We start from the raw sequence: 25,588 nt of genomic DNA, 5'->3' as shown, positions 1-25,588 counted from the left end.
CGATCAGTCCGCACCAGCCTTGTAACCCACGCCACGGACGGTCACGACGATCTCCGGGTGCTCCGGGTCCTTCTCGATCTTCGACCGCAGCCGCTGGACGTGCACGTTGACCAGCCGGGTGTCGGCCGCGTGCCGGTAGCCCCAGACCTGCTCGAGCAGCACCTCGCGGGTGAACACCTGCCACGGCTTGGAGGCCAGGCAGACCAGCAGGTCGAACTCCAGCGGGGTGAGCTGGATGGTCTCGCCACTGCGCTTGACCGAGTGGCCGGCCACGTCGATGGTCAGGTCGCCGATGGTCAGCGACTCCGGCCCGGGCTCGTCCATCCGGCGCAGCCGGGCCCTGATCCGGGCCACCAGCTCCTTGGGCTTGAACGGCTTCACCACGTAGTCGTCGGCGCCGGACTCCAGGCCCAGCACCACGTCCACGGTGTCGCTCTTGGCGGTCAGCATCACGATCGGCACGCCGGACTCGGCCCGGATCGCGCGGCAGACGTCGATCCCGTCCATCCCGGGCAGCATCAGGTCGAGCAGCAGCAGGTCGGGTTTGAACTCACGGAAAGCAGGCACCGCCTTGTCGCCGGTGGCGACCAGGTAGGTGTCGTAGCCCTCGTTGCGCAGCACGATGCTGAGCATCTCGGACAACGCCGTGTCGTCATCGACGATGAGGACTCGGCCCCGCATCGTCCGGTTACCTTCTGCCACGCCTGCTCCTTGCCGGTCCGGATGTACTGCGCGATGTACTGCGCGCCCAGCGGGCGCCGATCGTACGCACTACGGATAGTGTCCCATTCCCGGGGTAGCGCACACGCCGGATCGCCGAGCGGGACTCTACTAATGGCGGTATGGACCCGCCCGGCCTGTGATCATGGTGCACTGCGGGGGTCCGGGACAACCTGGGAGGGGCGGGATGGGCGACGACATCGGGGTCTACGAGAGTTCGGAGTACTCCGAACCGCTGCGGCCGTGGCTGCCCGCCGACCTGCTCGACAACGCCGCCCGGACCATCTCCGAGAACAAGGCGATCATGCTGGGCCTCCCGGTGCTGGCCGGGGTCGCGCTGGCCGCGGTACAGGCCGCACTGACCCAGCTGACCGTGCCCGGTGGGATCAGTGGCTTCTTCAACGCGGACTCCCCCTTCGAGCAGGCCGGCATCGCCATGCTGGTCATGTACGGGGTGGAGCTGATCCTGTTCGCGGTGGTGTCGAGCATGCTGTCCGGCATCATCGCCCTGGCGGCCGTACGCAGCCAGCTGGCCAACCGGGTCGGCCCACGCGAGCTCCTGCGGCTGGTACGCCGGTCCCTGCCCGCTCTGGCCGCCGTGGGCGTCGTCCAGTCGCTCTGCTTCGGCGTGATCATCGCCGGCTGGGGTCTGGGCGTCTTCGCCATCGGGGCCGGTACGGACGCGCTGATCTCGTCCGAGGCGGCCGGGCTGGTCGCAGTACTGCTGGTGCTGGTCGGTGGCGTCCTGGTGCTCATCTTCGGGATCCGGCTGGTCCTGGCGGGCACTGTGGTCCTGATGGAGGGCAAGCACGCTCCGGATATCGGGCTCTACATCCCTGCCAGGGTTGGCGTCTGGGGCTCGCTGAAGCGGTCCTGGCGGCTGGTACGCGGTAAGTTCTGGCGGGTGCTCGGCATCCTGCTGTTCGGCGGACTGGTGGTGAACATCGTCAGCTACGCGCTGCAGTTCGGCATCGGCACGCTGGCCGCGACGCTGGGCTCCTGGGCCGATGGCAGTGAGGACAGCACAGCCACCATCGTCTCGGTCGTGCTGGCCGTCTCCGCGGGGCTCGCGACCATCCTGACCCTGATCGCCAGCCTCGCCTTCATGTCGGCGGTCCAGGCGCTCATCTACCTGGACCTGCGGGTCCGGCGCGAGGGGCTCGACCTGTGGATGCGTCCGGCCCTCAAAGCACCGACTGGGCCGGCTCTGTGAGGGCCCTGGTGTTCCTCGAGCCGCCAGTCGACGTCAACCGCGACGACGCGGCACGGGAGGCCGCCAAGGAGCTGGCCAAGCCCGCGTACGGCCAGGCCGGCGACAACGTCGTCTCCCGGATCCTCGACCACATCATGCAGTGGATCGCGGACCTGCTGCGCAACCTGACCGGCCAGTCCACCGACGGCCGGGCAGGCCTGGCGATGCTGCTCGGGCTGATCGTGCTGGTCGTCATCGTGGTGCTGTGGCGGGCCGGCGTACTGCGGACCACGCGTGGCGCCAAGGGCCAGGCTGTCTTCGAGGACGACCGGCCACGTAGTGCGGCTGCCTACCGTTCCCAGGCCGTCTCGGAGGCGGGGCGTGGTGACTACGCGGCTGCGGTGCGGAGTCGCTTCCGCGCTTGCGTTGCGGAGCTGACCGAGCGCACTGTGCTCGACGAGCGGCCGGGGCGGACGGCGTACGAGGCTGTGGCGGACGCTGGGCGCGTAGTACCGGCTCTGCGGGAGCCACTGCAGCCGGCGGCGCTCGTGTTCACGGAGGTTGTCTACGGCAACCGGCCTGGGACGCCTGAGCGCTATGCGCTGGTGGTAACTGCCGATGAGGCCGCCAGGCATGTATCGACGCGACAGTTGGTGCAGGAATGAGTACTGCGGTCGGTAGAAGCGGTACCGAGGCCTGGCGTGCGCTGCGAGTGCCCCTCCTGGTCACCGGGCTCGTGGTGCTCGGCCTGCTCGTACTGCTCATCGCAGGAGCCGCCCGGACCTCTGGGCCGTTCAGCCCGGACTCTGCCGACCCGGCGGGCGCCAAAGCCCTTGCTGCACTGCTGGAGAACCACCAGGTCGAGGTAACCGGCACGACGGCCTACCAGGATGCAGTCGACGGCAGCGCCGACAAGACGCTGCTGATCGCGCCCGGCGGCTCCTTGAGCCGCTCGGACTGGCAGGACATCGCCATGGGCGGCTGGGGACACGTGGTGCTGATCCGGCCGGGCACGAGGGCACTGGAGCTCATCGCACCCGGCGTACTGAACGCGAGCACGACACTGCCCGAAGACAGCCGCGCTCCCGACTGCGACCTCCCCGCCGCGGTCAAGGCCGGTACTGCGACCGTCAGCGGCGCCTCGTACTCCGCACCCGACTCGGCCATCGCCTGCTACGGGGACGGCATCAACCACACGCTCATCCGGCTCGAGACCGGCGGCAAGATCGTCGACGTCGTCGGCTCACCGCAGTCCTTCACCAACGAGATGCTGGCCGAGGACGGCAACGCGGCCCTGGCGCTGAACCTGATCGGCACGAACTCCGAGGTGGTCTGGTACCTGCCGCAGTACGAGAACGACAGCTACGACTACGGCGATGACGACGACAGCGACGGGCCGCCACTGGTCCCGCCGGACGTCCGGTACATCGCCTGGGCACTGGCGTTCGCGGCCTTCGTGGTGGCCATCTGGCGTGGGCGGCGGCTCGGGCCCGTAGTACCGGAGCCATTGCCGGTCATCGTGCATGCAGCGGAGACCACTGAGGGCAGGGCTCGCCTCTACCGTCGCTCCCGGGCTCGGGACCGTGCTGCGGCTGCTCTGCGCGAGTCAGCGCTAGGCAAGCTCCATACTGCGCACGGCATCCCTCGCCGGGCCGAGCCGACCGCAGTAGTGGCCGCAATCGCCGCCCGGACGGGCAGGGATCCCGCGATGCTGTACGAACTGCTCTATGGTCAACCACCACTCGACGACGCCGCACTGATGTTCTTGTCCCATGAGCTGGACCTGCTGACGCTGGAGGTACGACACCCGTGACGACCGCTATCGAGGTCACCCCCGAACGGGCCAGGCAGGCTCTGGTCGAGCTGCGGAACGAGATCGGCAAGGCGGTGGTCGGCCAGGAGACGGCCGTCACCGCCCTGGTCCTCGCCCTGCTCTGCCGCGGCCACGTCCTGCTGGAAGGAGTCCCCGGTACGGCGAAGACGCTGATGGTGCGGGCGCTGTCGATGGCGATGCGGCTGGAGACCAAGCGGGTCCAGTTCACCCCCGACCTGATGCCTGGTGATGTCACCGGGTCGCTGGTGTACGACGCGAAGACCAGCGAGTTCGAGTTCCGCAAGGGGCCGGTGTTCACCAACATCCTGCTCGCGGACGAGATCAACCGGACGCCGCCCAAGACGCAGGCCGCGCTGCTCGAGGCGATGGAGGAGCGGCAGGTCACCGTCGACGGCGAGCCCCGGCTGCTGCCGGTTCCCTTTGTCGTGGCGGCGACCCAGAACCCGATCGAGTACGAGGGCACTTATCCGTTGCCCGAGGCACAGTTGGACCGGTTCCTGCTGAAGGTGACGCTGGACATTCCGCCGCGGGACGCCGAGATCGCAGTACTGGCTCGGCATGCTGCCGGTTTCGATCCTCGTGACCTGGTGGCCGCCGGGTTGCGCCCGGTGGCCGGGCCGGAGGACTTGCTGGCGGGGCAGGCGGCGGTGCGGCGGGTCGCAGTACGGGAGGACGTACTGGCTTATGTGGTCGACCTGTGTCGGGCCACTCGGCAGTCGCCGTCGCTGCAGCTCGGGGTGTCGCCGCGTGGGGCTACTGCGCTGCTTGCGGTGGCTCGGGCGTGGGCCTGGTTGTCCGGGCGCGACTACGTGATCCCCGATGACGTGAAGGCGATGGCACGTCCTTGCCTGCGGCACCGGGTGCAGATCCGGCCTGAGGCAGAGCTGGAAGGTGTCACGGCGGACGCAGTACTGGAGAGTGTGCTGGCCACGGTGCCAGTGCCACGCTGATGGTCCTGACTGGCCGGGCCGGCGTACTGGCCGCGGCGGGGGTGCTGTTCGTCGCCGTGCTCATGCCCCGGTGGGCTGGGGTCGGCATAGTGGTCGCTGCCGTGCTGGTGGTGTGCGTGGTCGACCTGTTGCTGGCTGGGTCGCCTCGACGGCTGCAGTTGAGCCGGGAGGGCGATACGGCGGTGCGGTTGGGGCAGCCGGCTGTGGTGACGCTGCTGGTGGCTAATCCCGGGCGGCGGGTTAAGGGGCTGCTGCGTGATGCTTGGCCGCCTTCGGCCGGAGTACAGGATCCTCCGCACAAGCTGGACCTGCCGTCGGGTGAGCGGCGGCGGTTGACCACACACCTGCTGCCTACCAGGCGTGGGGATCGGCATGCAGATCGCGTGACCGTGCGGTCGATCGGGCCGCTCGGGTTTGCTGGGCGGCAGGGGGCGCACAAGGTGCCGTGGACGGTACGGGCGTTACCGCCGTTCAACAGCCGCAAGCACTTGCCGTCGCGGCTTGCCCGGTTGCGGGAGCTCGATGGCCGAACTGCCTTGTTGGTAAGGGGCCAGGGCACCGAGTTCGACTCACTGCGGGACTACGTGCCGGGTGACGACGTCCGGAGCATCGACTGGCGGGCGACGGCTCGGCGCAACACCGTAGTACTGCGCACCTGGCGCCCCGAGCGCGATCGCCAGGTAGCCATCGTCATCGACTCCGGCCGCATGTCCGCCGGCCGCGTAGGCGACGCACCCCGCCTGGACCACGCCATGGACGCCGCCCTCCTCCTGGCCGCCCTGGCCACCCGCGCCGGCGACCGAGTCTCCTTACTGGCCTGCGACTCCGAGGTCCGAGCCGACGTCCGCCGCCCCGCACCCCAAGACGTCCTACCGTCCTTCGTCAACGCGCTAGCCAACGTAGACGCCCAACTAGTCCAAACAGACTTCCGGGTCGTCGTATCCCAGGTCCTGGAACGCCTAGGCCAACGCTCCCTGGTAGTCCTCCTAACCGGCCTGGACCCAGCCGTGATCGAGGAATCCCTCCTCCCCGTCATCGGCCCCCTCCTGCGCCGCCACGTAGTAGTCCTGGCCTCGGTCGCCGACCCCCGCCTGACCGAGATGGAATCCTCCCTCTCCGACATGATCGAGATCTACGGCGCCGCCTCAGCCGCCCGCACCCGCCTCGACCGAGAACGAGTCACCGCCGTTCTGACCCGAGCAGGCGCCACAGTCGTAGACGCCAACCCAGACCAAATAGCCCCCGCCCTAGCCGACACTTACCTAGCCCTCAAAAAAGCCGGCCGCCTCTAGCTGGTACTGCCTGCCGCTTGTGCCCGATCTACCTCAGAGCAGGTGGCAGGCTGCTTGAGCAGCGTCGGACGCCGGCAGGATCGGGAGTACGTCGGTGCGGCATTTGTCGGCGATGGGGTTTCCGGACGCGACTACCTGGCAGCGGGGGTGGAAGCGGCAGCCGCCGGGGATGCGGGTGGGGTCCGGCGGCTCACCGGTCAGGACGATGCGGGCCGGGGACTCGGGAAGTACCGAGAGCAGGGCTTGGGTGTAGGGGTGCTGGGGGGACTTGAGGATCTGTTCGGTGGGGCCGGATTCGACGATGCGGCCCAGGTACATGACGGCGACCCGGTCGGCGATGTTCCAGGCGAGGCCGAGGTCGTGGGTGACCACGAGAGCGGACAGGCCGAGTTCGTCGCGGAGGCGGAGCAGGAGGGCGAGGATCTCGCCGCGGACGGAGGCGTCGAGGGAGGCGACGGGCTCGTCGGCGATGAGGACCTTCGGGTTGAGGGCCAGCGCGCCGGCGATCACCACGCGTTGTCGTTGGCCGCCGGACAGTTCGTGCGGGTAGCGCAGGAAGAAGCGTTCGGGTGGGCGGAGGCCGGCCCGCGACAACGCCTCGGCGACGACCTTCTCCTCGTCGGGCAGGCCGTGGATCCGGGGGCCTTCGGCAACGGCTTCGTAGACCGTCTGGCGTGGGTTGAGTGAGCCCATCGGGTCCTGCAGCACCAGCTGGACCTGGCGACGGTAGGCCTTGAGCGCCTTGGCCCGATAGGAGAGCGGCGTACCGTCGTACGAAACCGTCCCTGACGAAGGACGTTCGAGGCCGAGCAGCGTCCGGGCCAGCGTCGTCTTGCCGCAGCCCGACTCGCCGACCAGCGCGACGATCTCACCGGCGCCGACGGACAGGTTGACGCCGTCCACCGCCCGCGCCGGACGCCGGCCGCGGGAGGCGAACTCGACCGCCAAAGAGGTTGCCTCTAGCAAGATTCCTCCAGCACCAGAACACAGGCCGCCGTACGCCGATCGCCCGCCGGCCGCAGTTCGACGTCGACCGAAGAGCACGACTCCAGCGCCACCGGGCACCGCGGATGGAACACGCACCCCGACGGCAACTGCTGCGGATCCGGCGGATCACCCCCGAGACCGCGAGGCGCCAGCCGCGACGCCGGATCACCCACCGTCGGAAAAGCAGCCGCCAGCGCCTGGCTGTAGGGATGCCGGAAAACCCCGTCCGCAGGACCGGTCTCGACCAGTCGCCCGGCGTACATCACCGCCAACCGGTCACAAGTGTCAGCCAGCACCGACAGGTCATGCGAGATCATCAGCAGCGAGATCCCCTGCGAAGCGATCAGCGACTTGATCAGCGTCAGCACCTGCGCCTGCACCATCAGGTCGAGCGCGGTCGTCGGCTCGTCCGCGATGATCAACTGCGGCTCACACGCCAGCGCCATCGCGATCATCACCCGCTGCCGCTGCCCACCGGACAGCTCATGCGGATAACTGCGCGCTCGCCAGGCGGGCAACCCGACCTGCTGCAACAGTTCGACAGCTCGCTCAGAAGCCTTCGCAGGTCCAGCCAGCTTGTGCACCAGCAGCGGTTCGGCGATCTGATCACCGATCCGCTGCACCGGATTCAGCCCATGCTGCGCACCCTGGAACACGATCGACGCCTCAGCCCAGCGAACCGCCCGCAACCGCCCCCACTTCATCGCCAGCACATCCTCGCCACCGAGCATGATCCGCCCCGAAGTCCGGGCGTCACGCGGCAGCAACCGCAGCAGAGCCATCGCCAGCGTCGACTTCCCCGACCCCGACTCGCCCACCACCCCAAGCGCCTCACCGGCCTCCAGCGACAGCGACACATCCCGTACCGCGGGCACGTCCCCCGACGCGATCCGGTACGTCACCGACAACGAGTCCAACTCGAGCAGACTCATCAGACCGCCCTCCGCAGCCGGGGATTCAGCACGGTCTCCAGCGCCCGGCCGCACAGCGTGAACGCCATCACCACGATCACGATGCACAAGCCCGGTACGAGGATGTACCACCAAGCACCCGACGTCGCCGCGCCCCAGTCGTACGACCCACGCAGCATCGTCCCCCAAGAGGTCTTGTTCGCGCTGACCCCGAGAAAGGCCAGCGTCGACTCCGTGACGATCGCGCTCGCGACCTCCAGCGTCGTACTTGCCAACAGCAACGGTGCGACGTTCGGCAACACGTGCCGCGTGGTGATGTGCCAATGCCCACCACCCAACGCCTGCGACCGTTCGATGTACGGCCGCGCCTCCACCGCCAGCGTCTGCGCCCGGATCAGCCGGGCCGTCGACGGCCACGAGGTCACCCCGATCGCCGCGATGATCGTCACCGTGCTGCCACCCAGGATCGCCGCCAGCACCAGCGCCGTCACCAGCGACGGCAGCACCAGGAACCAGTCGGTGATCCGCATGACGATCGCACCGATCCACCCGCGGAAGTGCCCGGCCGCGATGCCCAGCACCGTCCCGATCACCATGCTCAGCAACGCGGCGAGGAACCCGATCAGCAACGACGTCCGCGACCCCCACCAGATCATCAGCAGCACGGACCGCCCCGACTCGTCCGTCCCCAAAGGATCGGCCCAGCTCGGCGGCGCAAGCTTCTCGCGCGTCCCGCTGACGACATTCGTCACGCCCGCGTCGATGAACAGCGGCGCGATGACCGCGAGCAACACGGCCAGCAACAGAATCGCCAGCCCGATCACCCCGGCCCGATGCGTCCGGAAGTCTCCCCAGAAGCGTCCCAGGGCAAGTCGCCGCCGCGTCCAGGTGATGCTCATGCCGACCTCACCCGAGGATCGAGCAGGTGGTACACGACATCCGCGAGCGTGTTCATCAGGATCACCGACACCGTGATCAACAGGAACGTGCCCTGCATCAACGTGAAGTCAGGCACCCGGATCGCCTCGTAGAACAACTGCCCCAGCCCCGGCCAGCTGAAGATCGCCTCGACCGTCACCGCCCCGCCGACCACGAACCCGATCCGCATGAACACCAGCGTCACCGTCGGCAACAGCGCATTCGGTACTGCGTGCCGCCGCCGGATCTCGTCGTCCCGCAACCCCTTCGCCCGCGCCGTCGTCACGTAGTCCTGCCCCACCTCGTCGAGCACCGACGACCGCATCACCAGCAGGTACTGCGCGTAGACGACCGCCACCATCGTCAAGCACGGCAGCACCATGTGCTTGGCCACATCCAGCACGTACCCGAACCCGTCCGGCGCGTCGACGCTCTCGATCCCCCGGGTCGGGAAGATGCCCGGAATCGGCCCGATCCCAGCCGCGAACACCATCAGCAGCAGGAGTCCGAGCCAGAACGTCGGCACCGACCACAGCACCAGCGACACCCCGGTCGAGAACTTGTCGAACCTGCTGCCCGGCTTCCACCCGGCGCGGGCTCCTTGCCAGATGCCGAGGCTGACGGCCATCACCAGCGCAGTACCGGTGAGCAGCAGGGTGGAGCCGATGCGTTCGCCGATCAGGTCCAGTACGGGGCGCTTGTACTCGTACGACGTACCGAGGTCGAAATGCACCGTCTGGTTGACGAAATGGACGAACTGCTCGGCCAGCGACTTGTCCAGCCCCAGCCGGTGCCGCTCCAGATCGAGCTGCTCCGGCGTCATGTTCCGCCCCTGCGCCAGCGCCCGCACCGGATCCCCCGGCAGCAACCGGAACGCGAAGAACGTCGCCACGATCACCATCGCGATACTCAGCAGCGCCCCACCGACCTTGGCCAAGGCGTACCGGAGCAACCCCCGGCCGGCGGGCTGCTCATCGATCGCCTCGGCCGCCGGCGGTGCGATCGTCATTCGCGGTCGTCCGCCACCGTCTTGCGGCGGCGGGTGAAGAGGAAGCCGGCTCCGAGGAGCACGACCGCCGCGACCGCGACGCCGACGATCACGCCGGTGCTGGAGCCGCCTTCGTCGGTACCGGCGTCCTTGGTGACGGCCTGGAGTGTGTAGAACGGCCAGTAGCCGCTGCCGCCGTACAGGATGCCCTTGTCCTCGGGGATCGGCGTGATCGAAGCGATCCGGTCCTTGCGATAGCCCTCGAGGTCGTTCGGGTAGTACAGCGCGATCACCGGAGCATCCGTGTAGAGCCGCTCCTCCATCTTCTTGATGATGTCGGCGCGCTTCGGCCGGTCGAGTTCCTTCAACTGCTGCTGGTACAACGCCTCGTACTGCGGGTCGCAGTAGAACGACTCGGTACCGCCACCCTCACCCGACGCCGTCGGCCGCCGGCTGCACAGGTGCGTCGCCAGCACCTCTTCCGGATCCGGGTTCACCGACCAGCCGCTGATCGCGATGTCGAACAGCGCCGTCGTCCCGGTCTCCTCGGTGAACTTGCTCGAGTCGAGCCGCTTGGTGGTCAGCGTGATGCCGAGCTCCTTGAACCACCCGGTCAGGTACTCCGCGAGCTTCTCCTCGATCGGCGTGTCGGTGTGGATGCTGAACCGGAACTGCAGCTTGCGCGATCCGTCCGGCATCGTCCGGACCCCGTCGGCGCCCTTCTTGTACCCGGCGTCGTCGAGGATCTTGTTCGCCTTGGCCAGGTCGAAGCTGACCTTCTCCGCCCCCGACGCCTGCCAGAAGAAGTCCTTGTACATCGGCGGAATGATCGATCCGTCGGCCGGCACCGCCAGCCCGTTCTGCACCTCGTCGACCAGCTTCTGCTTGTCGATCGCGTAGTGCAGCGCCTCCCGTACCTTCGGGTCCTTCAGCGCCGGATGCCCGTCGCCGATCGGCTTGTCGTCGCTGGTCGTCGCACCGTGGTTGATCTGCAGGTACGTCGCCCGCCGGCCCTGCTCGTTCCACTGGACGATGTTGCTGTCGCCCTTGAGCGCGTCGAAGTCCGGCGGCGCGAGCCGGCCGATCAGGTCGATGTCGCCCTTCTTCAGCCCGACGATCGCGGCCGCCGGGTTGTCGTAGAAGATCACCTGCAGCTCGTCGATCTTCGGCGCGCCCCGCCAGTAGTCCGGGTTCGCCTTGAGCTTCACGTACTGGTCCTTCTTCTGCTCCACCGCGATGTACGGCCCACTCGTCACGGCCGGGAAGTCGGTGGCCTCGTACTTCGAGATGTCGGCGACCTTCTCCCACACGTGCTTGGGCATGATCGGCACCGGATTGTCGAGCATCGACGCCTGTGGCGCCTTGAGCTTGATCGTCAGCTCCTGGCCGCTCGCCGTGACGCCGGCGAAGTTCTCCACCGCCGGGCCGTTCGCGGTCTTGGCGCCGTCGTCGGTGATCATCTTGTTGAACGTCCAGGCCGCGTCGTCCGCGGTGATCGGCTGGCCGTCGGACCACTTCGCCTGGCGGATCTTGAACGTCCAGGTCAGCCCGTCGGGCGAGGTCGTCCAGGACTCGGCCAGGTCAGGACTGGGCTGCAGCGTCTTGGGGTCCGGCACGGTCAGGAAGCCGTACATCCACCGGTGGATCGACGACGAGACCAGCCGGACCGCCAGGAACGGATTCAGCGAGTCCACCGACTGGGTGGCCCCGACCCTGATCACCTTGGGCGCCGCAGGGTCTGCCTGGGCGCTGCTGGAGACCGCCTGAGCGGTCACCCCTGACAGTCCCCCGAGCGCCAGCATCGCCATCGCCGCCGCCGCGCCGATCCATCTCCGCATCCGCCCCACGCACCTTCCGCCCTGGTGGTTTAGGGAGAAAACCACACCATTCGGCTACCGTTCGTCAACGATTAACGTATTTTTGTCACAGTATCGTTGCCCCGGGGTCATGGAACTGGGTTCCATAAAATCCCGCGAAGGGCTCTGTTGAGCGGTAAGCGTTTGCCTTATGGTGAGCGGGCGTACGCGGACAGTTAACGCCCCGAACTATCCGATGAGGTACAAACCATGACGAAACGCTTTCGCGCGCTCGGCGCCGCGGTCGCAGTGACCGCCGCCCTGACGCTCGCCGCCCCCAGCGCCTTCGCCGAGGTCGAGCCTGGCGGCTGGACCTCCTACTCCCCGTCCTTCTCCGAGCAGGAACGCGGCTGCGGCCAGATCAGCGGCCTGACCTTCCAGCTGACCTGCTCCACCGGCAGCGGCGACCAGCGCGCCGAGCGCCGGTACGCCACCTACTCCAGCGGCAGCCGCCAGTTCGAGGGGTACTTCAAGATCACCTCGATGTCCGGCGGCACCCGGATCAGCCTCAAGCAGACCTTCAACGAGAGCGCGGCCGGGCCGTTCTTCATGCTCGCGGTGGAGAGCGGCGGCCGGCTCTACCGGGTCGGCGCCGGCACCGTCGCGAACGGCGCCACGGTCGGTACGACGGTCCGGGTGAACACCGTGCACGTCGTCGGCAGCACCCACAAGACCTACATCAACGGCTCCCTGAAGCAGACCATCTCCAGCCCCGGTGGCAGCTTCTACGACAAGTTCGGCTCGTACCGCACCGACAGCGGCAAGGGCCCGATCACGGTCCAGTGGAGCGGCGTCAACTTCTGGCGGAAGTAGGTCCTGTTGATCCGTCTCGCCACAGCGGTGGCACTGCTGGCCGCGCTGACCGGTTGCGCATCCCAGGCAACCGGCCAGCCGGCCGGCACCCGCGCCGCCAAGCCGGCCGCCCCCGAACTCACCGCCACTCTCGACACCCCGACCGACATCACCCTGTCCTGGTCGGGCGGCCCGGCCGAATCGACCAGCACCATCGTCGAGTTCGCCACCGAGCCCGACGGCCGCTACACGATCCTCGACTTCGTCACCGCCGGCCAGCACCGGTACAAGCATCCCGACCTGATTCCCAGGACCCCCTTCTACTACCGCGTCACTCCGGTCCTCGGCCCGGTCTCGTCCCCCGTCGAGGTGAAGTTGCCCGCAGCAACGACTTACCGGGCGGCCAGGGCGAGCGCGGACGTCGGCTCGGTCCGATCAGGAGCCGGTACGCCGACCGAGGTCGCCGCCAGGTCGATCGGCACCGACGGAGTCCGCGTCTCCTGGACGGACAACGCCACCGACGAGGACGGCTACCTCCTCGAGATCAAGCCGGCGAACCAGGCCCAGTACCGGGTAGCCGGCTTCATCGACCCCAACTCGACCGTCACCGACCTCACCACGCTCCCCAGCGAGCGCGTCGCGGCATACCGGATCCGGGCCTTCTACCGCGGCGCCCCCTCCGACCTCGCCCACCAGACCACCGGCGCCGACTGAGCATCACTCGAAGGAGTGACGCCGACGACCTCCGGGCGTCACAGAATGGACAGGTGAGTGCCCAGACCAGCAGCATCCGGATGCCTGCCGCGCGCCTGCTGCCGGCCACTGTCCCGGTCGCCGACCTGTTGATCGCGCTGCTCGGCATCAGCGCGATGGTGGCCGACATCTTCCTGATCGGCGGCATCGAACGCTGGCACTTCGTCGACCCCTGGGTCGCCCTGAGCCTCATTCTGGCGCCGGCGACGCTGATCTTCCGGGCCAGCCGGCCGCTGATCCCCTGCATCGTGCTCACCGCCGCGATCACCCTGGCCTATCTCCCGACGAACACCCAGCCGGTACTGCTCGTATGCCTGGCCGTGGCCCTCTTCTCCGCGGCCAGATCGGTGCGGTCGCCGATCGGCCGGTGGGTCGCTCCGGTGATCACTTTCCTGCCGGTGATCGTCACCACGACCATCTGGCCCCGGGTGATCGACCTCGTCTACTGCCGCCCGGACACCCCGACGTGGCTCTTCCCCAACTACGCGCGGATCGCGGCCTCGGACCTCAACGAACACGACACCATCGTGCACTGGCCGGTGGAACTGTCGCTGGTGCTCGCCATCAGCTGGCTCGCCGGCTTCCTGCTCCGCTCGGTCGACCTCCGGTCCCGGCTGGCCCCGTTGGTCGACGACATCATCCGGGTCGATGACGAACGCAGCCCGTGGCGATTCGACGGACTGCTCGCCGCGGTCTTCAGCCTCCTGCAGCTCTGGTACCACTCGCAGACCGACGTCGACTACCAGGTGGGCATCCGCGCGGTGCTGACGGTCTCCCTCACGCTCGCGCCATTGACACTTGTCCTCCGTCGACGGTTGCCGGTCGTAGCGTGCGCCGTACTCGGCCTGGCCGCGATCGCGGGGTATGCCACCGCGCAGACCCCGTGGGTACTGATCTTCGCGCTGGCGGTGGCGTTGTACTCGGCCGCGGCCTGGCGCAGACCGACCTTCTCGGCGACACTCACCGCGAACGTCCTGGGAGCGATGTACCTGGCCAGCAGCACCCTTGGAGCAGAAGGTCTGATCCGGGTCGTCTACTCGGATCCGCAAGCGGCACTGATGCAGGTGTTCCCCGGCGAGAGCGACTCCAGTCTGCTCTTGACCGCGTTCGACCGGGTGTGGCCGTTCACGTACTCCCTCGCCCTGGTGGCGCCGTGGTGTGTCGGTCTGCTGGTCCGGACCGTCCGCCGGAGCCAGCGCGCCACGCTCCGCGAGGAGCAGTTGATCAAGCGCAACCAGGAACACGAGCAGACCCAGGTACTGCTGGAGGAACGCGCCCAGATCGCCCGGGACCTGCACGACGTGGTCGCTCACCACGTCAACCTGATGGTCATCCAGGCCGAGACCGGTCCGGATCTCGTCGCCAGGACGACCAAGGACGCCGTCCGCGGCTTCCGGCGGATCGGCGACACCGGCCGCCGCGCGCTGACCGAGCTCGACCGGATGTTGTGGGCGCTGAGGGGTGAGCCTGGATCGCCCGCTCAAGCACCGATGCCCGGGCTCGGCCAGCTACCTGCGCTGGCCGGGAGCCTTACCGAGCAAGGGATTCCGGTGTCGCTCGAGGTTCGCGGGGATCCCGCTGCGCTACCGGACAGCGTGCAGCTGACCGTCTACCGGCTGGCGCAGGAGGCGCTCACCAACGTCGCCAAACACTCGAGGGCGGACAGTGCGCGGCTGCTGGTCGACGTACAGGCCAGCGGTGTCTCGGTCGAGATCCGCGACGACGGATCCGGCTTCGACGTCGCTGCGGCGTCCATCGGCTACCGGCACGGCCTGGCCGGCATGAACGAGCGTGTCCGGATCCACCACGGCACGCTCGACATCACGTCAGCGCCTGGCGACGGTACGACGATCAAGGCGTGGCTGCCGTCAGTGCCTGGCGTTGCGCGACCAGACGAAGCAGTAGACGCCGAAGCAGGCGATCCCGAGCGCCATCAGGGTGAGTAGCACCGAGCCGAAGGGCTGGTCCTTGATCGTGCGCAGGGCGGTGTCGAGGCCGCCGGCCTTCTTCGTGTCGTAGTTGATCGCCGCGTAGGCGAACAGGCCGCCGACGATCAGGAAGGCTATTCCCTTGGCGGCGTAGCCGACCCGGCCGAGCATGATCGTCGACTCCGAGACGCCGCCGGTCAGGTCCTCGGTGAACTTCTTCGTCACCGCCTTGTACAGCTGGCGAACACCGACGCCGATGATGACCAGGCCGGCGATCACGACCACCACCCGGCCGAAACCGCTCTGCATCAGCTTCGCGGTCATCCCGCTGGACTGGCTGGTGCCGGACTTCGAGGAGCCCATCGCCACCTTGGCCGCGCTGATCGACAGCGCGAGATAGACGATGCCCCGACCGATCGACGACACCTTCTTCTCGGTGTCGAGGTGGCCGTAGACGAGTTCCAGCACCTTCCAGATCACCAGCGCCAGCAGGCCGACGGCGACGATCCACAGGAGCACGCCACCGAAGGGCTTGCTCGCCAGTTCCTGGAGCGCGCCTTGCTGGTCGGCCTCGCCCGAGCTCTTGCCCCAGGCGAGTTGCAGCGCGATCCACGCGATCAGCAGATGTACCACGCCGTACGCGATCAGGCCGACGGTGATCGCGACGGCATACAGACGACTTTGCTGGGCTTTCTGGGCGGTCCTCATAAAGCACCCTGTACCCGCCCGGAAACGCCGGTCAGACCGACAGCGGTGCACTCGCCTCGCGCTCGGACAGCTCCACGTCGCCGTACTCGCCGGATCGGGCGGCCCGCCGGCCGAGCGTCCAGACATAGACGAAGAAGCCGATCTCGACCAGTACGCCGATGCCGACCCGGACCGCGGTCGGCAGGTGCGACGGGGTGACGAACGCTTCAATCAAACCAGTGATCAACAAGATGACCGCGAGGCCGATCGCCATCCCCACGGTCGCCCGGCCGGTCTGGGCGAGCGCGTGCATCCTGGTTCGCGGGCCGGGCGCGATCCACGACCAGCCGAGCCGCAGCCCGGCCGCCGCCGCGACGAACACCGCGGTCAGCTCGAGCAGGCCGTGCGGAGTGATCAGGCCGAAGAACACGTCGGCACGGTCGTGGCCGATCATCACCCCGGCGTTGATGCCGAGGTTCATCGCGTTGCTCCAGAGCACGAACATCGTCGGCACCAGCAGTACGCCGATAGCCAGTACTGCGGCCGAGACCGTCGCGTTGTTGATCCAGACCCGCAGGGCGAAGTCCGGGGCCGGGTTCTCGGAGTAGTAGTTGGCGAAGTCCTCGTCGACGAGCTGCTGGATCTGTGCCGGAGTGGTGACCGAGTCGAGCACCTCTGGGTGCGCGATGATCCGCCAGGCCATCCAGGCCGCCACCAGGTAGAACAGCAGGCCGATGGTGAGCCACCAGCGGCGAGAGGTGTAGAGGGCGGCGGGGAAGCTCACCAGGAAGTACCGGGAGATGTCACGCCACACAGGTGCCTGTGCACCCGTCACCGCACCTCGCGCGTCACCGATGAGCCCGGAGAGGCGGCCAATCGTCACAGGGTCGGCTCCACTCGCCCGGAGCGCCGACAGGTGGGTACCGACCCGCTGGTAGAGCGACACGAGCTCATCGGCCTCAGCACCGGTCAACCGGCGCTGCCGCCGGGTCAGCGCCGCCAGCCGATCCCACTGCGGCTGATGCACGGACACGAACGCCTCGACGTCCATCAGCCCTCCCTGGTGCCCCGTGAATGGTGTAGCTCGAACGATAGCGGTGTCCAGGTGCGTGCATCGTGGTGCTTGAGCAGTGGCCTCGATGCGGAGCATCGTGGGCGCTGGGCAAGTGCCGCGAGGTGCGTGCCTGGGCGCCGATAGCGTCGAGCTACACCATTCACGGGGCACCTTGGCCTCGGCTGGCTCTTGGCTAGGTCACACTAGCTGTCCGAGGTGTCTGTACAGGGAGGGGCGCGGGTGTCTCAGCTGGTCACGGGGGAAGCGGTCGTCCTCCAGGTGCGGATCGCGCGGATGCCGACCCGGGCGCTGGCGTGTGCGATCGACTTCGTCATCCAGATGATCGTGCTGGGGACGCTGCTGGGTTTCCTGCTCGGGTTCCTGATCGTCGAGGCCAGCCCGGCGCTGGGTGCCGCGCTGGCGATCATCACCGTGTTGCTGGTCTTGGTCGGGTACAAGGTCGTGATGGAGACGCTCACCCGGGGCAAGACGCTCGGCAAGCTGATCCTCGGGCTCAAGGTGGTCCGCGACGACGGCAGCTCGATCCGGTTCCGGCATGCGCTGGTCCGCGGGCTGCTCTGGCTGTTCGTCGACTTCGCGCCGTGGTTCGCGGCCAGCCCCGGGATCGTGGCGAGCCTGATGAACAAGCAGGGCAAGCGGATCGGTGACATGGTCGCCGGCACGGTGGTGATCCGCGAACGGCACCAGCCGATGGCGTCGCCGCCGCTGTTCGTACCGGGGCATCTGGTCATGTGGGCGCAGTCGCTGGAGCTGTCGCGGCTGTCGGACGAGCTGGCCAACACCTGCCGCGAGTACCTGGCCCGCTACATGGAGCTGGAGGTCTCCGCCCGGGTAGCGATCGGCGACGCGCTCGCCTACCGCGTCGGGCAGGTCACTGCGCCCGCACCGCCGGTCCACATCATCGCGCCCGCGTTCCTGTCCGCAGTACTGGCCGAGCGCCGCCGCCGCGAACTAGCCCGCCTGGCCACAGCCCGAGCCACCTACAGCACCAACCCGTACGCCGTACCCACCGGCCCCTTCGCCGCACCCAACCCCCAAGCCGCGCAGCCGAACCCGTACGCCGTTCCCGCCGGGCCGTTTGCTCCACCTAGCCCGTACGGCGCGCAACCGCCGCCATACGCGCCACCCCCGCCGCCCCAGGCCCGGCCGGCGGCCCAGGCCCCGGCGCCGGAGACCACCAAGGTCAACTCTCAGGGCTGGCATGCACCGGGCAGCGAACCCGACCAGTGGTCCTGAAATCTGTCTGATCCGCAAGGCAGACTGGCTGGTGTGAACTTCCCCGACACCCTGCGGACTACCCGGCACCGCCGCCGCCTGAGTCAGCTGGAGCTGGCCCTGCGCGCCGGCACAACCCAGCGCCACCTGAGCTTCATCGAGTCCGGCCGCTCCGCCCCCGGCCGCACCATGGTCGTCCGCCTCGGCGAGTCGATGGAACTGTCCCTCCGCGAGCGCAACGACCTCCTACTGGCAGCAGGCTTCGCCCCCGTCTATCCACAGACCGGCCTCGACGACCCCGCCCTGCACCACGTCCGGGACGCACTAGGCCACATCCTCACCGGCCACCAGCCCTACCCCGCGATCGTCGTCGACGCCAACCACAACCTCGTCCTGGCCAACGACGCCTTCGCCCTCTTCACCGACGGCGTAGCCGGCAAACTCCTCGAACCACCCATCAACGTCCTCCGCCTGTCCCTGCACCCCGACGGCGTAGCCCCGCGCATCGTCAACCTCTCCCAATGGGCCCAGCACATCCTCGACCGGATGCCACCCGGCGAGCTCCGCGACGAACTCGCCGCCTACGTCCCGTACGTCGAACCAGGCCCCGAACACGTCGGCTTCGCGGCCCCGATGCAACTCCGCTCCCCCAAAGGCGACCTTCACCTGACGACGACCATCAGCACCTTCGCCACCGCCCTCGACGTCACCGTCGCCGAGCTCAAGCTGGAAGCCTTCCTCCCCGCCGACGCGGCAACAGCAGCCCTGCTGACTCAGGGATTGGGGAACTGATAGTCGGCGACGATCCGCTGATCCGCGCCCACCATCAACACCTCCTGCCCGCCGCCGACCACCTCACCGCTCGCGGTCGCGACCATCTCCCAGTCGAACCGCACCACATCCTTCAGCCGGACCGCATAGGCTCCCGGCCGGAACGAGTACTCACCCCCGGCGACGAATTCCTCGTAGGTCCGCGCGACGCGGGCCTCGAGCTCGTCGTACCCCGTCGCCTCCAACGTGCTCGCCACGAACCCGAGTCCCGCTGCCGCGGTACGGATCTCCTCCGGCGGCTGCAGAACATGCGTGCCCGACTCCACCCACAGCGTCTCGATCGCCTTCCGGCGCTCGCCGGCCTCAGCCAGGCCCCACACTCCGACGTAGCGGGCCACCAGATCGCGCGTAGTGCTGTCAGTCATGACTTTCTCCTTGTGTCACAGCGTTTTCCCGATACCCCTGATCCTGCTGGCAGCACGCCGCCGCCTCAATTCCCGGCAGGGAATGAGCTACTGTCGCGACCATGTCGCATCAAGTGGATTGGGCCGGATGGCTGCAGCGGTGGGACGACCAGCAAGCGGGCTACCTGCCGGACCGGGAGGACCAGTTCCGGTCGATGCTGGAGATCGTCGAGCGGATCGCCGGTGTGCCGCAGCGTTTCGTGGACCTGGCCTGTGGGCCGGGTTCGATCTCGGCGCGGGCCGCGCAGCGCTTCCCGCAAGCCGAGATCGTCGGGCTGGACCTGGATCCGTTCCTGCTGGAGATCGCTCGTCAGGCCGTCGCCGGGGACCGGGTCCACTTCGCCGAGGCGAATCTGCGGACGGCCGGCTGGGACGCGGTACTAGGTGACGAGCAGGTCGATGCCGTGTGCTCGGCGACCGCACTGCACTGGCTCGACCCGGCTGACCTCGACGCGGTCGCTCAGACGCTCGGCCGGCGGATCCGCCCGGGTGGCGTGTTCCTCAACGCGGACACGATGCGCCTCGGTCCCGACGAGGTGCCGCGGCTGGATGCGCTCGCGGTGGCGTTGCGGGACGAGATCTGGGCCGAGTCCCATGCGAACGGCGTCGAGGACTGGCAGGCGTGGTGGGACGCGGCGGCGGCCGAGCCCGCGTTCGCGCAGCTCCTGACCGAGCGCGAGGAACGGTTCGCCGACCGCTGGAAGGGTCGCGACATCACGCTGACCGACACGATCCAGTCCTTCCGCAAGGCCGGGTTCACCGAGGTCGCGGTCCTGGGTCAGGTCGCCGACAAGCACCTGTTCGCGGCGATCCGCTGAACGCCGAAGGGCGCCGTACCGCAGAACCCGGCACGACGCCCTTCGGCAAGCAGTCTCAGTAGCGGTAGGCGTCCGACTTGTACGGACCCTCGACCGGTACGCCGAGGTACTCGGCCTGCTCCTTCGACAGCTCGGTCAGCTTGACGCCGAGCGAGTCGAGGTGCAGCCTGGCGACCATCTCGTCGAGGTGCTTGGGCAGCACGTAGACGTCGGTCGGGTACTCCGAGGTCTTGGCGAACAGCTCGATCTGCGCCAGCACCTGGTTGGTGAACGAGTTCGACATCACGAACGACGGGTGCCCGGTCGCGTTGCCGAGGTTCAGCAGCCGGCCCTCGGACAAGATGATGATCGTGTGGCCGTCGGGGAAGCGGAACTCGTCGACCTGCGGCTTGATGTTGACCCGCTCGATACCGGCCGTCTTGTACAGCCCGGCCATGTCGATCTCGTTGTCGAAGTGGCCGATGTTGCCGACGATCGCCTGGTGCTTCATCTGCGCCATGTGGTCGGCGGTGATGACGTCCTTGTTGCCGGTCGTGGTGACGAAGATGTCGGCGATCCCGACGACGTCCTCGATCGTGGTGACCTGGAAGCCGTCCATCGCGGCCTGCAGCGCGCAGATCGGGTCGATCTCGGTGACGATCACCCGGGCGCCCTGGCCGCGCAGCGACTCCGCGCAGCCCTTGCCGACGTCGCCGTAGCCACACACGACCGCGACCTTGCCGCCGATCAGCACGTCGGTGGCCCGGTTGATGCCGTCGATCAGCGAGTGCCGGCAGCCGTACTTGTTGTCGAACTTCGACTTGGTGACCGAGTCGTTGACGTTGATCGCCGGGAAGAGCAGCGCGCCGGCCTTGTGCATCTCGTACAGCCGGTGCACGCCGGTGGTGGTCTCCTCGGTGACGCCGAGGATGTTCTGGCCGATCTTGGTCCAGCGCTGCTTGTCCTCCTGCAGCGACCGGGTCAGCACCGACAAGACGACGCTGTACTCCTCGGACTCCGCCGTCGACGGGTCCGGAACGGCGCCGGCCTTCTCGAACTCGGTGCCCTTGTGGACGAGCATGGTGGCGTCGCCGCCGTCGTCCAGGATCATGTTCGGACCATCGGCGCCGGGCCAGGTCAGCGCCTGCTCGGTGCACCACCAGTACTCCTCGAGCGTCTCGCCCTTCCAGGCGAAGACCGGCACGCCGGCCGGGGCGTCAGCGGTACCTTTCGGGCCGACGACGACCGCGGCGGCCGCGTGGTCCTGGGTGGAGAAGATGTTGCAGGACACCCAGCGCACCTCGGCGCCGAGAGCCGTCAGCGTCTCGATCAGCACCGCCGTCTGGATGGTCATGTGCAGTGAGCCCATGATCTTCGCGCCGGCCAGCGGCTTGCTCTCGCCGTACTGCGCGCGCATCGCCATCAGGCCCGGCATCTCGTGCTCGGCGAGCCGGATCTCCTTGCGCCCGAACTCGGCCAGGCCGAGGTCTGCCACCTTGTAGTCGAACGTCATACCGTTGCCGCTCCCCTGGGGATTCGTTGTGCTTCCTGCCGGAACCGAGCCTAGGGGTCGCGGCCGGGGTCCTGGTCGGGTGGGTCGGCATTTCTGACACCGAAATGTCAGGATTGCTGTCATGCGCATCACGGAAGCAGCCAAGAGCCTCGGCACCACCCCCCGGATGCTGCGCTACCGGGAGGCCCTCGGCCTGCTGCCGAGATCCCGCGCCGCGCGCAACACCCAGCGCCAGTACGACGACCGCGACCTGGCCGCCGTCCGGCTCGCTCTCGAACTCGAACGCCGCTACGACGTGACGCCGGCCGCGCTCGCCTTCGCCCTGCGCGCCCTCGCCGAACCGTCGGTCGCCGCCGACCTGCGCAATCTCGGCTACCGCACCGGCCGGCTCAGCAGCCCGCCGACCACCGCCGAGATCGATCGCGAGCGCGCGCTGCGCTGGCTCGGCCGCAGCGGCATGCTGCCGCCGCCGCACAATCGGCCGCGTTGAATACAGAAACCATTCAGTCTTCAAACAAAGTCGCCGAAAAAGCGACCACAATTGCATCATTCTGAGAATCTGTCATATTCGTTGCAGGTTCCTGCAAAGAATTGCGCCGTTATGATTTCGTGACCAGCCCTGGGATTGCTTCGGATTGTGTAGGTCTCGTAGCTTTTCTGTAACGAGGGGGTTGCGGAGCCGAAGCGGCCCGACACGGGGAAATCATCAGCCGACGGTATTTCGGCAGGCTTTTCCGTGCGCATTTTCGGGGTGTTCGACGGTTTTCCGTAATTCCCTTTCCGCCCTGTTTTCCAAGGAGAGGGAAACTCATGAACAAGGCACGCAAGGGGCTCGCCGTCGCATTGATGGCCGGCCTGGGATTCACCGGCATCGGCATTGCGGCCCCGGCCGCCAACGCCTGGCTGCACGTCGGCTCGGAGACTCGTCACCCGGCCGAAGGCGGCACCTGGGAGTACGGCTTCTGGAACGTCAAGATCCGTTCCTACTACACCGTGAACAAGTGCCACGGTTCGTCCGTCATCCTCAACGGCAGCCTGGTCCGCAGCATCAACACGGCGTCGGGCTACAAGTCGATCGCGGAGAAGGGTGCGATCAACAGCCCGGGCGCCGACGACTCGTACTACTACCGCACCTGCTGATTTCCTCAGCGTCTCCGTGCCCGGCCCGGTCCCTGCCGGGCGGGCACGGATGCGCGTCACCCGGAGATCGCACAGAGTCGCGCGGCGTCGCTCTGCGTGCGAAGATGAGCCGCCCAATCCGACCCTCTGACCCGCCTGGAGACCTGCAGTGCACAGGAAAATCGCCGTCGCGGTGTCGGCGCTGCTGTTCGCGCTGCTGGCCGTCGCGGTCACCCTGGTCGCCACCATGCACGACCGGTCCTACCCCGAGCAGCTCTCGACGAAATCGATCGTCAACCTCGACTTCGCCAGCGCCGGGATGGACGACGCGGCCGCGATCCACGAGCTCGGCGCGCTGAGCGACCGGCTGGACCTCGGGCTGGTCAAGGTCGCGCCCGATCTCGGCGGTGACCAGACCGGCCAGGTCTATGTGAAGGTCGGCAAGGAGGGCTCGTTCCCCGAGCGGATCCGCCGCTTCGGCAACGACCAGGACGCGACCGTCCGCACCCAGGACGCGCTCGCGCACTCCTACGCCAGCGGCGAGTACCTGATCACCGGCTCGACCGCCGGCGTGGCCGAGTTCCGCAGCTGGCTCGGCGAGCACCGGGTGATCAGCAAGTGGAGCGAGAACAACCTCGCCGGGACGCTCAGACTCGTCATGAAACAAGGGAGTTTCGCCACCAGCCTGCTGGCCGCGACGGCGCTGATGGTGTCGCTGGTCCTGTACTGGCTGTCGGTGAAGGCCCGTGGCCGGGCGCTCCGCGCGCTCGCCGGCGTCTCGGGCTGGCGGATCCAGTACGAGGACCTGACCGGGTTCCTGGTCGCGGTACTGCTCGGGGCGATCGGTGTCGACGTGCTGGCCGTGGTGTGGACCGGGATCTCCCAGGGCTGGACATTCGTTCCGAAGTACCTGTCGATCCTGGTGACTTTCGACGTCATAGTGCTGATCGCGACGATGGCCTTCGCGGTCGTGATGTCGGCCGCGTCCTGGCCGGGGCCGGCGATGCTGGCCCGGCGGGAGCCGGCGGTCAAGTCGCTGCGCAAGGTGTCGATGGTCCTCAAAGGGCTGACCTTCGTGCTGGTGCTCGCGGCGGTGGCGCCGGCCTTCACGGCGTACACGAACGCTCGTGGGTCGGCCGAGCAGCAGTCGCACTGGAAGGCGCTGGCCGACCAGGTCACGATCTCCTTCCAGGGCGGGATGGGCGAAAAAGGCTTCGAACAGATCTTGAAGCAGGTCGGCGACGTGGTGAACGACGCCGAGAAGAAGGACGCCGTCGCGCTGTCCTACACCTGGGACGACGAGGCGCTCAAAGACGTCGACCTGGGCAAGTTCGAGACGCTGGCGGTCCTCAGCCCGGGATGGCTGCGGCTGATGAACAAGGGCGCGACCGGGGAGACTCCCGGGCTGACCCCACTGCCGGCCGCTGAGATCCCGGCGGGTGCCAAGCAGTACCTCAGCGGCAACCTCGGACTCTGGACCCGGGACAAGTCGGCCGGGGACGCGGCGCTGCGCAAGGTGTCCTTTTACCACTTCGCACAGTCGGGCACGATGCCGTTGGCCAGTGGGGGTGGCGGCGAACTGATCTTCCCCAAGGACGCGATCGTGATGTTCGTGCCGAACCTGCACGACACCTTCAACGACGACTTCCTCGCCTCAGCCGCCTCCAGCCGCAACCTGGTCTTCACCGGGCTCGGCCAAACGCAGGCGCTCATCGCCGCGCACGGGCTGCAGCGCGAGACGACAGTCCGGTACGCCGCCGAGGAGGGCGTGCTGCTGGCGCAGTTCACGGCGTGGTTCGCCTGGCTGCAAGCCGTTTCGCTGATCGCGCTGATCATCGCGCTGGTGGTGTCGTCGCTGATCGCGGCCTTCATCACCGCCGTACTCCGGGCCAAGCGCGACTTCCCGTTGCGCCTGGCCGGACAGCAATGGCGCGAGATCCTGGCCGACCGGGTGATCGTCGAATGGTGCGTCGGGATCGGGCTGGCCGCGATGATCATCCTGCTCCGCCGCGGTGACGGCGCGCTGCTGATCGCGGCAGCCGCAGTACTGGGTCTGCTCGCGGCGCCGGTGACGCACCTGCTGGCCACCCGCTGGACCTTCGAGAACGTCAGCCGACGCAGACTGTAGACGGGAAAGAACGCATATGAAGATCGAAGCCGAAGCCGTCTCCGTCGTGATCGATGGGCGCCAGATCGTCCAGCAGGCCTCACTCGTCTGCGAGGGCGGGACGATGACCGCCCTGGTCGGACCGAGCGGATGCGGCAAGACGACGCTGCTGCACTGCCTCGGACTGCTCCAGCAGCCCAGCTCCGGCCGGGTGCTGGTCGACGGGGTCGACACGACCGGCTGGAAGGCCGGTCAGCGCCGGCGCTTCTGGAAGGACTCCGGCGCCTTCGTCCTGCAGGACTACGGCGTGATGGAAGAGGAGTCGGTCGCCTTCAACGTGGTGATGAAGGCGAGCGTCTTCGGCTCCAAGGTCGTCGGCGACCAGGCGGCGCTGGCCGAGGCACTGGAGCTCACCGGCCTGACCGGGCGCGACAACGAACTCGCCGCCCACCTCAGCGGTGGCGAGAAGCAGCGGTTGTCGATCGCCCGGGCGATCTACAAGAACGCGAAGGCGGTCTTCGTCGACGAGCCCACGGCCTCGCTCGACGAGGGCAACCGCACCCGCGTCATCGACCTCTTCCGCAACCTGGCCACCCGGGGCTGCACCGTCATCGTCGCCACCCACGACGACGAGATGATGGCAGCCTGCGACACGCGCCACTCACTGACGCGCCCCGCGGAGCTGGTCACCAACTAGCCGGCCAAGCGCCTCAGCAGCT

General features: G+C 68.0%; 25 protein-coding genes. 15 read left to right on the top strand and 10 right to left on the bottom strand.

Translation table 11 applies throughout. The features are described 5' to 3' along the window. Window positions 1–3 precede the first annotated feature (3 nt). Window positions 4–681, bottom strand: a complete 678-nt coding sequence (gene mtrA / locus ABD116_RS40310) for an MtrAB system response regulator MtrA (protein ID WP_026163715.1) — start codon at window positions 679–681, stop codon at window positions 4–6. A 226-nt stretch (window positions 682–907) separates the two neighbouring features. On the opposite strand from mtrA, the gene ABD116_RS40305 reads away from it, so the two are divergent. Genes ABD116_RS40305 through ABD116_RS40285 form a run of 5 tightly spaced genes read left to right on the top strand, consistent with a single transcriptional unit; the run spans window position 908 to window position 5,988 of the window. Next, window positions 908–1,933: a hypothetical protein gene (locus tag ABD116_RS40305; RefSeq protein ID WP_343983653.1), complete on the top strand. Its 1,026-nt coding sequence runs from the start codon at window positions 908–910 to the stop codon at window positions 1,931–1,933. Then, window positions 1,930–2,577: a DUF4129 domain-containing protein gene (locus tag ABD116_RS40300; RefSeq protein ID WP_343983651.1), complete on the top strand. Its 648-nt coding sequence runs from the start codon at window positions 1,930–1,932 to the stop codon at window positions 2,575–2,577. The genes ABD116_RS40305 and ABD116_RS40300 overlap by 4 nt, the downstream gene beginning before the upstream one ends. Next, window positions 2,574–3,725, top strand: coding sequence for a DUF4350 domain-containing protein (locus tag ABD116_RS40295; RefSeq protein ID WP_343983648.1), 1,152 nt, complete (start codon window positions 2,574–2,576; stop codon window positions 3,723–3,725). Before ABD116_RS40300 ends, ABD116_RS40295 begins: the two co-directional genes overlap by 4 nt. Beyond that, entirely contained in the window at window positions 3,722–4,696 is a 975-nt protein-coding gene (locus ABD116_RS40290; RefSeq protein ID WP_343983645.1) for an AAA family ATPase, read from the top strand. Before ABD116_RS40295 ends, ABD116_RS40290 begins: the two co-directional genes overlap by 4 nt. Continuing rightward, the gene (locus tag ABD116_RS40285) at window positions 4,696–5,988 is read left to right on the top strand and encodes a DUF58 domain-containing protein (RefSeq protein WP_343983642.1); all 1,293 of its coding nucleotides are present in this window, start codon (window positions 4,696–4,698) and stop codon (window positions 5,986–5,988) included. Before ABD116_RS40290 ends, ABD116_RS40285 begins: the two co-directional genes overlap by 1 nt. A 33-nt stretch (window positions 5,989–6,021) precedes the next feature. Here ABD116_RS40285 and ABD116_RS40280 read toward each other — a convergent pair whose 3' ends face one another. The 5 genes from ABD116_RS40280 to ABD116_RS40260 are packed head-to-tail and all read right to left on the bottom strand — an operon-like array spanning window position 6,022 to window position 11,630. Further along, window positions 6,022–6,954, bottom strand: a complete 933-nt coding sequence (locus ABD116_RS40280; protein WP_343983639.1) for an ABC transporter ATP-binding protein — start codon at window positions 6,952–6,954, stop codon at window positions 6,022–6,024. After that, window positions 6,948–7,907 (bottom strand): ABC transporter ATP-binding protein, encoded by a 960-nt coding sequence (locus ABD116_RS40275; protein WP_343983636.1) that lies wholly within the window; start codon window positions 7,905–7,907, stop codon window positions 6,948–6,950. The genes ABD116_RS40280 and ABD116_RS40275 overlap by 7 nt, the downstream gene beginning before the upstream one ends. Beyond that, a complete protein-coding gene (locus ABD116_RS40270) occupies window positions 7,907–8,785 on the bottom strand; it encodes an ABC transporter permease (RefSeq protein ID WP_343983633.1) in 879 nt (292 codons plus the stop codon). The genes ABD116_RS40275 and ABD116_RS40270 overlap by 1 nt, the downstream gene beginning before the upstream one ends. Beyond that, window positions 8,782–9,813 carry an ABC transporter permease gene (locus ABD116_RS40265; protein ID WP_343983630.1) on the bottom strand — a complete coding sequence of 344 codons (1,032 nt, stop codon included), beginning with the start codon at window positions 9,811–9,813 and terminating at the stop codon, window positions 8,782–8,784. Before ABD116_RS40265 ends, ABD116_RS40270 begins: the two co-directional genes overlap by 4 nt. Continuing rightward, window positions 9,810–11,630 (bottom strand): ABC transporter substrate-binding protein, encoded by a 1,821-nt coding sequence (locus tag ABD116_RS40260; RefSeq protein ID WP_343983627.1) that lies wholly within the window; start codon window positions 11,628–11,630, stop codon window positions 9,810–9,812. The genes ABD116_RS40265 and ABD116_RS40260 overlap by 4 nt, the downstream gene beginning before the upstream one ends. A 228-nt stretch (window positions 11,631–11,858) precedes the next feature. Here ABD116_RS40260 and ABD116_RS40255 point away from each other — a divergent pair, with 228 nt between their 5' ends. Genes ABD116_RS40255 through ABD116_RS40245 form a run of 3 tightly spaced genes read left to right on the top strand, consistent with a single transcriptional unit; the run spans window position 11,859 to window position 15,139 of the window. Beyond that, entirely contained in the window at window positions 11,859–12,461 is a 603-nt protein-coding gene (locus ABD116_RS40255; protein WP_343983624.1) for a hypothetical protein, read from the top strand. Between the two features lie 6 nt (window positions 12,462–12,467). Then, window positions 12,468–13,154 (top strand): fibronectin type III domain-containing protein, encoded by a 687-nt coding sequence (locus ABD116_RS40250; protein ID WP_343983621.1) that lies wholly within the window; start codon window positions 12,468–12,470, stop codon window positions 13,152–13,154. 53 nt (window positions 13,155–13,207) lie between these two features. Continuing rightward, on the top strand, window positions 13,208–15,139 hold the full coding sequence (locus ABD116_RS40245) for a sensor histidine kinase (RefSeq protein WP_343983618.1): 1,932 nt from the start codon (window positions 13,208–13,210) through the stop codon (window positions 15,137–15,139). On the opposite strand, the gene ABD116_RS40240 is transcribed toward ABD116_RS40245, so the two are convergent. Beyond that, the gene (locus tag ABD116_RS40240; RefSeq protein WP_343983615.1) at window positions 15,062–15,829 is read right to left on the bottom strand and encodes a DUF1206 domain-containing protein; all 768 of its coding nucleotides are present in this window, start codon (window positions 15,827–15,829) and stop codon (window positions 15,062–15,064) included. The genes ABD116_RS40245 and ABD116_RS40240 overlap by 78 nt on opposite strands. A gap of 31 nt (window positions 15,830–15,860) precedes the next feature. Continuing rightward, the gene (locus ABD116_RS40235) at window positions 15,861–16,859 is read right to left on the bottom strand and encodes a stage II sporulation protein M (RefSeq protein ID WP_343983612.1); all 999 of its coding nucleotides are present in this window, start codon (window positions 16,857–16,859) and stop codon (window positions 15,861–15,863) included. Window positions 16,860–17,102: 243 nt separating this feature from the next. On the opposite strand from ABD116_RS40235, the gene ABD116_RS40230 reads away from it, so the two are divergent. Together ABD116_RS40230 and ABD116_RS40225 are read left to right on the top strand one after the other, a co-directional pair. Then, window positions 17,103–18,119 (top strand): RDD family protein, encoded by a 1,017-nt coding sequence (locus ABD116_RS40230; RefSeq protein ID WP_343983609.1) that lies wholly within the window; start codon window positions 17,103–17,105, stop codon window positions 18,117–18,119. 33 nt (window positions 18,120–18,152) lie between these two features. Beyond that, a complete protein-coding gene (locus ABD116_RS40225) occupies window positions 18,153–18,890 on the top strand; it encodes a helix-turn-helix domain-containing protein (protein ID WP_343983607.1) in 738 nt (245 codons plus the stop codon). Here ABD116_RS40225 and ABD116_RS40220 read toward each other — a convergent pair. Then, the gene (locus ABD116_RS40220; RefSeq protein WP_343983604.1) at window positions 18,872–19,294 is read right to left on the bottom strand and encodes a hypothetical protein; all 423 of its coding nucleotides are present in this window, start codon (window positions 19,292–19,294) and stop codon (window positions 18,872–18,874) included. The two genes, ABD116_RS40225 and ABD116_RS40220, sit on opposite strands and share 19 nt — an antisense overlap. Window positions 19,295–19,395: 101 nt before the next feature. Here ABD116_RS40220 and ABD116_RS40215 point away from each other — a divergent pair, with 101 nt between their 5' ends. After that, entirely contained in the window at window positions 19,396–20,151 is a 756-nt protein-coding gene (locus ABD116_RS40215; RefSeq protein WP_343983601.1) for a class I SAM-dependent methyltransferase, read from the top strand. A gap of 55 nt (window positions 20,152–20,206) precedes the next feature. Here the strand turns inward: ABD116_RS40215 and ahcY are convergent, their stop codons facing one another. After that, window positions 20,207–21,643, bottom strand: coding sequence for an adenosylhomocysteinase (ahcY, locus tag ABD116_RS40210; RefSeq protein WP_343983598.1), 1,437 nt, complete (start codon window positions 21,641–21,643; stop codon window positions 20,207–20,209). 121 nt (window positions 21,644–21,764) lie between these two features. Here ahcY and ABD116_RS40205 point away from each other — a divergent pair, with 121 nt between their 5' ends. The 4 genes from ABD116_RS40205 to ABD116_RS40190 all read left to right on the top strand — a co-directional run bounded on the left by ABD116_RS40205 (window position 21,765) and on the right by ABD116_RS40190 (window position 25,566). Next, a complete protein-coding gene (locus ABD116_RS40205) occupies window positions 21,765–22,133 on the top strand; it encodes a MerR family transcriptional regulator (protein ID WP_343983595.1) in 369 nt (122 codons plus the stop codon). Between the two features lie 320 nt (window positions 22,134–22,453). Next, window positions 22,454–22,783: a lactococcin 972 family bacteriocin gene (locus tag ABD116_RS40200; RefSeq protein WP_343983591.1), complete on the top strand. Its 330-nt coding sequence runs from the start codon at window positions 22,454–22,456 to the stop codon at window positions 22,781–22,783. 148 nt (window positions 22,784–22,931) lie between these two features. Next, entirely contained in the window at window positions 22,932–24,890 is a 1,959-nt protein-coding gene (locus ABD116_RS40195) for a hypothetical protein (RefSeq protein ID WP_343983588.1), read from the top strand. Between the two features lie 16 nt (window positions 24,891–24,906). Beyond that, window positions 24,907–25,566: an ABC transporter ATP-binding protein gene (locus ABD116_RS40190; RefSeq protein WP_343983585.1), complete on the top strand. Its 660-nt coding sequence runs from the start codon at window positions 24,907–24,909 to the stop codon at window positions 25,564–25,566. Window positions 25,567–25,588 lie beyond the last annotated feature (22 nt).

Origin of the sequence: Kribbella koreensis (genome assembly GCF_039525325.1) — a bacterium.
Lineage (GTDB): Bacteria > Actinomycetota > Actinomycetes > Propionibacteriales > Kribbellaceae > Kribbella > Kribbella koreensis.
The sequence above is the reverse complement of the archived record's forward strand: the minus strand, read 5'-3'. Positions and strand labels throughout refer to the sequence as shown.

Excerpts from the sequence above, each read along its gene's own strand:
- mtrA (WP_026163715.1), bottom strand. The coding sequence starts at position 681 with ATGCGGGGCCGAGTCCTCATCGTCGATGACGACACGGCGTTGTCCGAG.
- ABD116_RS40305 (WP_343983653.1), top strand. The coding sequence starts at position 908 with ATGGGCGACGACATCGGGGTCTACGAGAGTTCGGAGTACTCCGAACCG.
- ABD116_RS40295 (WP_343983648.1), top strand. The coding sequence starts at position 2,574 with ATGAGTACTGCGGTCGGTAGAAGCGGTACCGAGGCCTGGCGTGCGCTG.
- ABD116_RS40285 (WP_343983642.1), top strand. The coding sequence starts at position 4,696 with ATGGTCCTGACTGGCCGGGCCGGCGTACTGGCCGCGGCGGGGGTGCTG.
- ABD116_RS40275 (WP_343983636.1), bottom strand. The coding sequence starts at position 7,907 with ATGAGTCTGCTCGAGTTGGACTCGTTGTCGGTGACGTACCGGATCGCG.
- ABD116_RS40270 (WP_343983633.1), bottom strand. The coding sequence starts at position 8,785 with ATGAGCATCACCTGGACGCGGCGGCGACTTGCCCTGGGACGCTTCTGG.
- ABD116_RS40265 (WP_343983630.1), bottom strand. The coding sequence starts at position 9,813 with ATGACGATCGCACCGCCGGCGGCCGAGGCGATCGATGAGCAGCCCGCC.
- ABD116_RS40260 (WP_343983627.1), bottom strand. The coding sequence starts at position 11,630 with ATGCGGAGATGGATCGGCGCGGCGGCGGCGATGGCGATGCTGGCGCTC.
- ABD116_RS40255 (WP_343983624.1), top strand. The coding sequence starts at position 11,859 with ATGACGAAACGCTTTCGCGCGCTCGGCGCCGCGGTCGCAGTGACCGCC.
- ABD116_RS40240 (WP_343983615.1), bottom strand. The coding sequence starts at position 15,829 with ATGAGGACCGCCCAGAAAGCCCAGCAAAGTCGTCTGTATGCCGTCGCG.
- ABD116_RS40235 (WP_343983612.1), bottom strand. The coding sequence starts at position 16,859 with ATGGACGTCGAGGCGTTCGTGTCCGTGCATCAGCCGCAGTGGGATCGG.
- ABD116_RS40220 (WP_343983604.1), bottom strand. The coding sequence starts at position 19,294 with ATGACTGACAGCACTACGCGCGATCTGGTGGCCCGCTACGTCGGAGTG.
- ABD116_RS40215 (WP_343983601.1), top strand. The coding sequence starts at position 19,396 with ATGTCGCATCAAGTGGATTGGGCCGGATGGCTGCAGCGGTGGGACGAC.
- ahcY (WP_343983598.1), bottom strand. The coding sequence starts at position 21,643 with ATGACGTTCGACTACAAGGTGGCAGACCTCGGCCTGGCCGAGTTCGGG.
- ABD116_RS40205 (WP_343983595.1), top strand. The coding sequence starts at position 21,765 with ATGCGCATCACGGAAGCAGCCAAGAGCCTCGGCACCACCCCCCGGATG.
- ABD116_RS40200 (WP_343983591.1), top strand. The coding sequence starts at position 22,454 with ATGAACAAGGCACGCAAGGGGCTCGCCGTCGCATTGATGGCCGGCCTG.
- ABD116_RS40190 (WP_343983585.1), top strand. The coding sequence starts at position 24,907 with ATGAAGATCGAAGCCGAAGCCGTCTCCGTCGTGATCGATGGGCGCCAG.